This is a genomic window from Pontibacter sp. BAB1700, assembly GCF_000277005.1.
Lineage (GTDB): Bacteria > Bacteroidota > Bacteroidia > Cytophagales > Hymenobacteraceae > Pontibacter > Pontibacter lucknowensis.
In genome coordinates this window covers 1-8950 of the sequence record NZ_AKIS01000090.1, presented here as the reverse complement: position 1 = coordinate 8950, position 8950 = coordinate 1, and the positions used below count along the sequence as shown (strand labels likewise).

6 protein-coding genes and 1 pseudogene are annotated in these 8950 nt (G+C 50.7%); 4 read left to right on the top strand and 3 right to left on the bottom strand.

The window, feature by feature from the left end; translation table 11 throughout:
- Window positions 1-1189, bottom strand: a pseudogene (locus O71_RS11525) (ABC transporter ATP-binding protein); the annotation flags it as partial.
- Between the two features lie 164 nt (window positions 1190-1353).
- Here O71_RS11525 and O71_RS11520 point away from each other — a divergent pair.
- The 4 genes from O71_RS11520 to O71_RS11505 all read left to right on the top strand — a co-directional run bounded on the left by O71_RS11520 (window position 1354) and on the right by O71_RS11505 (window position 5544).
- Window positions 1354-2151, top strand: coding sequence for a DUF3857 domain-containing protein (locus tag O71_RS11520; protein WP_081490488.1), 798 nt, complete (start codon window positions 1354-1356; stop codon window positions 2149-2151).
- Window positions 2118-3992: a DUF2569 family protein gene (locus tag O71_RS11515; protein WP_081490487.1), complete on the top strand. Its 1875-nt coding sequence runs from the start codon at window positions 2118-2120 to the stop codon at window positions 3990-3992. The genes O71_RS11520 and O71_RS11515 overlap by 34 nt, the downstream gene beginning before the upstream one ends.
- Window positions 3993-4131: 139 nt before the next feature.
- Window positions 4132-5064 carry a hypothetical protein gene (locus O71_RS11510; protein WP_007656795.1) on the top strand — a complete coding sequence of 311 codons (933 nt, stop codon included), beginning with the start codon at window positions 4132-4134 and terminating at the stop codon, window positions 5062-5064.
- Window positions 5065-5091: 27 nt separating this feature from the next.
- On the top strand, window positions 5092-5544 hold the full coding sequence (locus O71_RS11505) for a hypothetical protein (protein ID WP_007656793.1): 453 nt from the start codon (window positions 5092-5094) through the stop codon (window positions 5542-5544).
- Between the two features lie 611 nt (window positions 5545-6155).
- Here O71_RS11505 and O71_RS11500 read toward each other — a convergent pair.
- Both O71_RS11500 and O71_RS11495 read right to left on the bottom strand, forming a co-directional pair.
- Window positions 6156-7205 (bottom strand): glutathione synthetase, encoded by a 1050-nt coding sequence (locus O71_RS11500; protein WP_007656791.1) that lies wholly within the window; start codon window positions 7203-7205, stop codon window positions 6156-6158.
- A gap of 147 nt (window positions 7206-7352) precedes the next feature.
- A partial coding sequence (locus O71_RS11495) for a flavohemoglobin expression-modulating QEGLA motif protein (protein WP_007656789.1) occupies window positions 7353-8950 on the bottom strand: 1598 nt, incomplete at its 5' end.

Below are 8950 nucleotides of genomic sequence, written 5' to 3'. Positions count from 1 at the left end.
CGCAGGTGGAAGGAGAGGTGCCGCACGGCCCATTTTTCGCTGTTGTGGTACTTAAAACCAACATCCTCAAAGGTGAAACCTCTTGTATAGGACGGGGTATTTGCAAGGGATTAGAAGGCGGTGTAATCTGGGGCTTGAGCTCCAGAAAATCAAAGAGGTCCTGCAGGTATAGCGCACTCTCAGCGATCTGTGAAAAGCGAGTCATGATACCCTGCAACAGGCCGCGCATGTTACTAAACGAACCCGCCAGAAAGGTCAGTGTACCCACTGTAATAGCTCCTGCCACCGTCTGGAACAGGATGAAAATGTAGGCGCCGTAATAGGCTAATGTTCCTAAAGAGGAGAGGGCGCTGCCCCATACTGCCCGGCGCACAATCAGGCTTTTGTTCAGGGCATAGTAGCGGTCCGAGAGCTCTTTGAAGCGACTGGCCAGAAACCCTGACAAGTTAAAGGTCTTGATCTCTTTAGCGGTTTCGTCGGAGGCCCCGATGTAGCGCAGGTAGTCAAGTTCGCGGCGCTCGGGTGTCCAGGAGCGGGAGAGGGAGTAGGTGCGCTCGTTGAAGTGCGTCTCGCCCAGAAAAGAAGGTATAACCGCCACCAGCAGGATCAGGATCAACCAAGGGTTGAAAGCAATCAGACCCACTGCCAGAAAACCGATCGTCACCATATCCTGCAGCTGCGAGAGTACCTGCGACATCAGTACCACCCGCGTGATGGTCTGCCTTCGGGCCCGCTCCAGTTTGTCGTAAAAAGTAGCGTCCTCGAACTGCGCCAGGTCTAGCCGGGCGGCGTGTTCGATGAGTTGCACGGATGTTCTGTTGGAGAAGAGGTCTCCGAGCAAACTGTCGAGCAGCGTAATGCCCCGGTTAATGATATCCGAAAGCACCGCCAAGCCCAGTTCCGCTGCAACCAGCATCCAGAGAAAGCTCAGGTCGCGCTCGCTTGACACATCGATCAGCCCAATCACCTCGTCAATGATCAGCTTGCCCACATAGAGCATGGCGAGCGGTATAGCTGACTTGATAAGGCGTAGCAGCAGGTTGCCGATGGTCATGCCCGGACTCGTCTCCCAGATCAGGCGGAAGAACTTGGGCAGGTTTTTCAAGGCGCCTACCTGCTCGCGGAAGCTTTTCTTGTCCTGATTCGCTTTGCTGGAGGCTGCTCTTGCTCCTTTTTGGGGGGTGTTCATGTATTTTATTTCAAATTATATTTTTGGTTACAGTCGCTCATCATATACCTGTGGTATCACTTAATGTTCTGGCTTCCTTCTGCAAAATATATGCGAACGGCTGGTTTTTGCCTGATCATATTTTAAGAAATAGTTCTATATTTAGCTGAATATTCTTTTTGCGTATGGCTCACTTTTACAAACAAACTTTCCGTACACTTTGTCTGTCCGCCATCTTCCTGTTTTGCCAACTGGCGGCTAGTGCGGCTCCTAAAACAATCTCAACGGCTCCTATACCTTCCTGGACGAAGCAAATACCACTACGTTTGCAGACAAACGTTGCTCCCGAAGATGTGAACGATGGGTACCATTACCTGCAACGATCCATTCAGTGGGAAGTGGCGCGGGAGGAAGCCTATTTTCACAACACCTATAAGATTACGACAGAAGAAGGCGTGCAGAACAGCTCTGAACTGCAACTTTCCTTCGACCCTAACCATGAAAAGCTATACCTGCACAAGGTAACAGTTTGGCGTAATGGAAAGCCCATCGACAAGCTGGACCTAAGCAAAGTGAAGGTCATTCAGCGGGAGCAGGGACTAGAGCAGCGCATTTTTGATGAAAGCCTTACCGCCCTTCTTGTTTTGGAGGATATTCGGGTAGGTGACCTGGTGGAGTATGCCTGGAGCATTAAAGGGCGTAACCCGGTTTTTGAAGGCAAATTCTTTGCCTCCTTTTATCTGCAGTTTTACGACCCGGTAGATGAGCTGCTGGTGCACATTCTGATGCCTGAGCAGCGCAAGTTGCACTACAAACTTCATAAGACGGAACATAAACCAACTGTTGTTACGGCTAACGGTAACACCAGCTATACCTGGCATTTGACAAACCTGCCAGCCACCACCGTAGACAGCGACGTGCCTGGCTGGTATGATCCCTATCCGGGCGCATGGTCTCAGAATACAATTCCTGGAAAGAAGTAGTGGATTGGGCGCTACCCATGTATGAACTGAACGAGACGCCGTCTAAAGCACTGCAGGCTGTGATTGACAGCATCAGGACGACAGCCAGAACGAAGGAGGAATGGCTGGTGTCGGCTTTGCGCTTTGTGCAGGATGAGGTACGCTACCTGGGTATGGAAGCCGGTATAGGCGGGTATAAACCACGATCTCCCTCCCAGGTATTTGCGCAGCGTTTCGGTGACTGCAAAGACAAGTCGCTGCTGTTGGCCACCATGCTCAAACATCTCGGCATTGAGGCCTACCCGGCTCTGGTAAACTCCAGTTCCAAAGAGCAGGTCAAAAACGGCTTGCCATCGCCCTATGCCTTTAACCATTGCATTGTGCAGGTCAATCTGCGAGGCTCCAGGCTCTGGTACGATCCTACCATCAGCAAGCAGCGCGGCACTTCGCATTCCAACTACATACCCGACTACCAACAGGCGCTTGTGCTCAGCCCAGCCTCAAAGGGCCTGACAGAAGTGATACCGCCGATTGCGAACAATGGCGGTATAAAAGTGCTGGAAACCTTCCTGTTTGATGATGTGGGTGGGGCCGTCACGCTGCAGGTGAAGACAGAATACACTGGGTGGGAAGCGGACATGCAGCGCAGCCGTTTTGCGACTACCAGCCTAAAGGAGATCCAAAAGGCTTATCTGAACTTTTACGCCAACAATTTTCCGGATATCGAAATGACCCAACCCGTAGATTTCATTGACTACGAGCAGGGTAATAAGTTCACGATACTGGAAGAGTACAGCATTGATAATCTTTGGGAGGAACTGGAGGGTATAAATGGGCAGGTACGGGCGACCTTCTTTCCAAAAGTGTTGCGTGATTATATCAACACGCCACGTACCAGCAAGCGCACCATGCCCATGGGCTTGTCCTACCCGGTAAACGTGGAACACGAGATACAGCTGTTCCTGCCGGAGCCCTGGCCGGTGAACCCAGAGGTCAAAGAAGTAAAAGACGATGCCTTTACTTACAAAAGTGTCGTTTCCTATGCCAGCACGGGCAACTTGCTTACACTCCACTATACCTACAGCATACTGAAGGACCATGTATTGCCGGAGAACATGAGTGCCTTCATGCGCAACCAGAAGCTCATGCTGGATGACATGGGCTACAGCCTGAACTACAATACCGGCACGGCAGCCGGAGGTGGTACCGGGTTCAGTTGGATCATGCTGGTAGTAGCGCTACTGGCATTGGGAGCGGCAATTTATGGGGGCTATAGGCTATACTATTACGACCCTAATCCGGCACCGGGTTTTAGCTTAGGGGAGGCGGAAACTATTGGCGGCTGGCTGCTCGTGCCGCTTATCGTTCTTTTCGTAACGCCACTGGGAGGTATAATAACAGTACTGCGCAGCAACTATTTCAACCAAACTATGTGGGAGAAACTGGTTCTGCCCTCCTCACAGACGTTCGCTCCCGAGTTGGCCGGCCTTATACTGGTTGAGCTGATTCTGAACATAGGTTTTGTGGTGTTCAGTATCCTGTTGCTAATCCTCTTTCTGAAGAAGCGCAGTAGTGTACCTGAACTGATGAAAGCATTCTATGTTGCGAATGCCTTGTTCGTAATAGGTGAATACGTGGTGCTTGAATCCATGCATTTGCCATTTGAGATGGATAAAACCAGTCCTTCCCAAGCTGTTCGTGCTGTTATACTGGCGGCAATCTGGGTGCCCTACTTCCACTTGTCCCATCGCGTGAAAGACACCTTCGTAAAAATGCTGCAACCACCTTTGGAAGAGGAGTTTGATCAGCCAGTGGTAGAAATAGCGAACGAGGTAGAAGTGAGTAATAATAATATGGTTTAGGCTTTTGCAAGGGTGATAGCTTTATAAGCAGCATCCTCTTAATATAGATTTTTGCTATATTTTTTTAGTACAGGCGTATCCTGCACAAATACAGCACGATGTTTGAGCAGAATAAGGTTAGAACATTAAGTCAAAACCTATGAAAAAAACTGTACTAGTAGCACTGGCCTGGAGCACCTTTTCACTTGTCGGTTGCACATCATCCCTGTATCCTGAAATAGACGAGCGACTAACCACCATTCCAACACAGCCGCACAACAACGAGATAGAAGTATTGTTCAGGGGAGAGTGGCCACAGGAAGAGTACATTAAATTGGCAGCAATTGAGGTGCACGGAGGTGAAAATACGGCCTATATTGATCTGGTTAGGGGGCTGCAGATGAAAGCCAGGCGCTATGGAGCCGATGCGGTAATGGTACAGGAGAATAATCTTACCGGGGATGTGTACTCTAACAGAGTAGGTAATATAGAGACTGCCAGGTGGTCTATATTATCAGCTATAGCCATTAAGTATAGGAAGAACCTGGATACAGGCCTGATGCCCAAACACCAGCAGGTAGAGGTATACGATCCGGCTACAAATACATTCCAGCCGGTGCTTACGCTCGCTTTTACTCCTGAAGGAGAAATATTGGAAAAAGAAGAACTGCACGAGAATGCAGCCGCCATGTATAATAACTACATTGGCAAGTACACCATGCAAAACCTGCGTCAGTCCGGGGCTGGCTGGTCGCATCGTATGCAGGAAGGTTATGTGGTAGAGCGGCAACTCCACAGAGATGGTATGCTGCAAAAGAGTATGGAGTTCGACTACGATACATTCAGACGCCTGCAGCGAATCCGCATCAAAAGCCTGAAAGACATGTCGGAAGAGATAAACTATGCTTATGACGAAGAAGGCAGGCTAAGCCAGCGTACCATCCTACGAAGCGACAGACCTTACATACAGGAGGAATATACCTACGACGCTAGCGGCAAAGCCAATCAGGTACTAATCTACAATATCAACTTGTCCGAGAAGCTACCGCTTTTGCGAAGTACCTATACCTATTATACCTTGGAGGAAATCTGAAAGCCGGCTTCTGCAGTATAGTAGCCTATGACGCGCTACTTGCTGCTTTTCCTGACGGGCTTTGCCCATGCACTGCTAATCCTGCTTTACACAGATCTGACAGGAGACGAAGCCCTGTTTTACAGGAAAATGGGGTTAATGGCGGCGGTTCCGTTATTTGCTTTCTCATCGTGGCTCACACTTTTTAGTATGCGACTGGGGGCACTGGTGTCTTTGCCTTCGTTACTGGTGCTTATTTACTGGAACCTCCGTACTGCCGAGCATAGCATGGGTCAGGATACGGTTTTTGATTCAGCGATCGCCATTACGCACTTGGTCGCTGGGCTGCTGGCCATGGTGACCCTGATGACAAGCCTGCGCTACGTTTTCAAGTCTAAGATACCATGGGGGAGAGGCACCTCCTCGCCAGGGCTGGTGCTAAAACTGTTGCTGGCAGCTATACCTGTAACCCTGGGCGCGGCTTATGTGCTGTATGCCTAGTGGTAATGCTATAATTGGGAGCGAATAGAGAGGATGAAAAGGGATTTGAGTCAGAAAGGTACAGGGTTAAAATGAGAAAAGCCCCGTCAAAATGACCGGGGCCTTCTCTCACCTTAAAACAAACTAATCTAAACTTTAACTAACCTTATCTTTATACCTGCCTTGGCAGATTGTATATCATTTTTTCAAAACTATGCTGGACACAGCTAATAAAATTCAAAAAAATCAGAGTGAGATTTGTGATTTTGGAAATTGCTTTACATATTAGCTTTCCGGTTATGTATCTCTCTCAAATCGGGTGCAAAATTATGATTTTGTTTTTCTAAAAAAAAGCAAAACGTATAAATATTTTTGCACTTTATGTATGTGTCTGACTGTCAGACGTATAATTTTTTAATTCTCCTCGATTTTCTTTCCCGTCACCCTTTAGCAGTAGCTCGTTGTAACCTAGGCGTTGGTCTGGGTATGCTCTTTCACTAACCATGAAATGCTTGAAGCAGGCGTAAAATATCTGCTGCGCTTTGCCAAATCCTTTGCATAAAAAAGGCAGGCAAAGATACAGCTGCTGACGCCGCTCTTTTGCCTGCCTTTTACTCTGCCCTGGCTCAACTCTAAATCATAGCGACCGTCTTATTGTCGATCTGGGTGCCGTAGGTGTTTTTGTAGTGCACCTTGCGTTCTATTGCCTCAATAATAGGGGTAGAGAAGTCAACGCCTTCCAGTTCGCTTACATCGGAAAGGCCTCCGGGGCTGAACACATTTATTTCCATCAGTTTATTGCCCACTATATCAAGGCCCACCATGAACATGCCATCCTGAATCAGTTTAGGGCGCACCAGTTCTACGAGGTCCAGCATAGTCTGGTCTACTTTCACCGACTGCGCCGAACCTCCTGCATGCAGGTTACTTCGTATGTCATCTTTGGCGCCCACACGGCGCAGGGCGCAGTATTTTCCTTTGTGCTGCAATGCCTCGCCGTTTACCACAAACAGGCGCACATCGCCTTCAGTAGCCTGTGGCAGGTACTCCTGCGCAATCACGTAACCGTCGCGACTGATAGCTTCCACAATCTGGTTCAGGTTAGTAGAATCGTTCTTCTTTACCATAAACACACCTGAGCCGCCTGAACCTTGTAGCGGCTTCAGGATGATGTTATTTTTCTGCTTCTGGAAGAATTGCTTTATTTCCTCTTTGTCGCGGGTGATCAGGGTGCGGGGACGTACAGCCTCGGGGAAATGCTGGAAGTACATCTTATTCACCGCATCGGAGAGCGAGGTGGGGTCGTTGAGCACGATTACACCATGGCGCAGGGCCAGCTGCCCGAAAATAATACCCGCATTCTGTGCCCAGGCTCTGCCTTCTCCTTCAGCAGAAGGGTCGTTGCGCAGCATCAGCACATCCAGGTCTGGAGCTGTGACACGTACCTGAATGGCCTTCTCGCCCTGTATGGCATCCAGGTAAGTGGCAGGTGATTTATACTTATGCTTCGGGTCGGCCTGCACGGCAGTGGCCCCCATGTAGCCATCAGGGTAGTAGGCGAGGTCTCCCACACCCATCAAAAACACAGTATGGCCCAGATTATGCATTCGCTGGGCTAAAAATATGGTGGCATAGCCCGGTCTTTCTGTATGTATATCGTTAACTACGAATCCTATTGTCATGCCTATATATAAGTATTTGTTGGGATTAATTTTCCAGTAAGTTAAATACTGATATCCCTGCTTTTAGTTTTTGCAATTTGGGCTGCGCGGCCGGATCGGTGAGGTAGCGGGGCCGTATGGGAACGGGGCGCAGCACCTGGCGGTAGATCAGTTCCTGCACAATGGAATATACTCCTGCCGGATCTTGCCGATCAGGAGCGGCTCCAGCTCGTGGCCTTCTTTGAGGTACTGCAAAAGGTGCACGAGCCCGCGCAGGTACACGGCATCTTTGGTGAGCCCTCCGCCCCGATGCACCCGCATGGTTACGTTAAAGGCCGTTTCCTCATCAAAGTTATATTCCTCTTTGAGCCGGCAGAAGTTGTCGGTGAAGCTGCAGCCTTTGGTGAGGTGATGCACGGCCACTACCCGGGCGGCCAGTATGCGAAGCCGGTCCTGGTCGAGGCCGCCCACCAGATACTCACTTAGCACAGCCAGTCCTTCCTGCAGCTCCTCGTAGCCCGGCACACCCACATAGAGCTGCTGCAGTGGCTGTGCCTTTCCGTTGAAGTAGGTGAGGATGTGCGTACCGACTTCGTGCTGAATCAGCGCCCGCGCCCTGTGCCTGGGGATTTTGGCATCAGTGCCGATGTTGAGCCTCCCTTTGGAAACGATCAACCCCACAATGTCTTTGCGAATGTCCACCCCTGAATCAAGCGCCGGATACTGACCCTTCAGAAAGGCTATCTCCTGCTCAGCCAGTGTGGCAAACTCGTCTACAGGTATAAGCGGCATGTCCTGTTCCCGCATCGGCTCAGGTATAGCGGCCAGTATACCTTCGGCCACTTTGAGCAGCTGCTCGTCCACGCCGCCAAACAACTGCAGACTACTGTACAGGAAGTCAGGGGTATTGCGGTCGGCGAGCATGGTCAGGGTCTTGTCTAACTCGTGGCGCTTGTCGCGAAACAGGAAAGCCAACGTCGGGTCCTCCACCTTCTCGATCGGTATATTGTAGAGTTTGCGCTTGAGCAGGTCGGCATCCATGGGCATAAGGCGGTAATGGAAGTTAGGCGCCTGCTTAAACTTCTTCTGGCGGAACTCCTCCCAGGCCTCATCAGCGTTGACAGGTGTGACGAGCAACAGAAACCGGAACTGATCGCTGATGGAAGTGAGCTGCTTGTCGATGCGCCAGACGGCAGGTACCACCGCTTGTCGGCCCAGTGCCTGAAAATGCTTGGGCTGATGCGTCGTCTGCACCCGCACAAAGTCGAACACGGCCTTTTTGATAGCACTCGACACATGGCCGCGGAGTGTGCGCTGCAGCATGGGGTATACCTGCCCGGAATTAGCCTGGCGATAGATTGGTTTTAGTTCCAGCCCCAGCATTAGGGTACTGTGCTGCTTCAGCTCTTCTTCGCTCATCAGGCTGTTGGAGCCTTCCAGCAAAGCCTGGTTAGAGGCTGTGGCTACTGTAACAGGTAGGCCGCTGATCTTGATGCTGGCCAATTCAGTTTTGAGTGTGCGGATGGTGGCTGGCAGCGCCTGTTCCGGCCCGAGCACTCTGAAAGTCGGGCTGTCAGCGGCACTTATATCCGGTGCGGCAAAGAGTTCGAGCACCATGAAAGCGCCAAACTCATCGGCCATGGCTTTGGCAATAGCCTGCACCAGTTGTCGCAGTTCGGGCGTCTGCTCTTCGCGAGCGATGATGTAGGCGGCTTCGGCCTTCACAAAGTCAGCGGTGGCATGGTCGGGCTGGCCTGCCGGGTGGC

What these genes read in the sequence shown, in the direction of transcription:
- O71_RS11520 (WP_081490488.1), top strand. Translation starts at nt 1,354, where the DNA reads ATGGCTCACTTTTACAAACAAACTTTCCGTACACTTTGTCTGTCCGCC.
- O71_RS11515 (WP_081490487.1), top strand. Translation starts at nt 2,118, where the DNA reads ATGGTCTCAGAATACAATTCCTGGAAAGAAGTAGTGGATTGGGCGCTA.
- O71_RS11510 (WP_007656795.1), top strand. Translation starts at nt 4,132, where the DNA reads ATGAAAAAAACTGTACTAGTAGCACTGGCCTGGAGCACCTTTTCACTT.
- O71_RS11505 (WP_007656793.1), top strand. Translation starts at nt 5,092, where the DNA reads ATGACGCGCTACTTGCTGCTTTTCCTGACGGGCTTTGCCCATGCACTG.
- O71_RS11500 (WP_007656791.1), bottom strand. Translation starts at nt 7,205, where the DNA reads ATGACAATAGGATTCGTAGTTAACGATATACATACAGAAAGACCGGGC.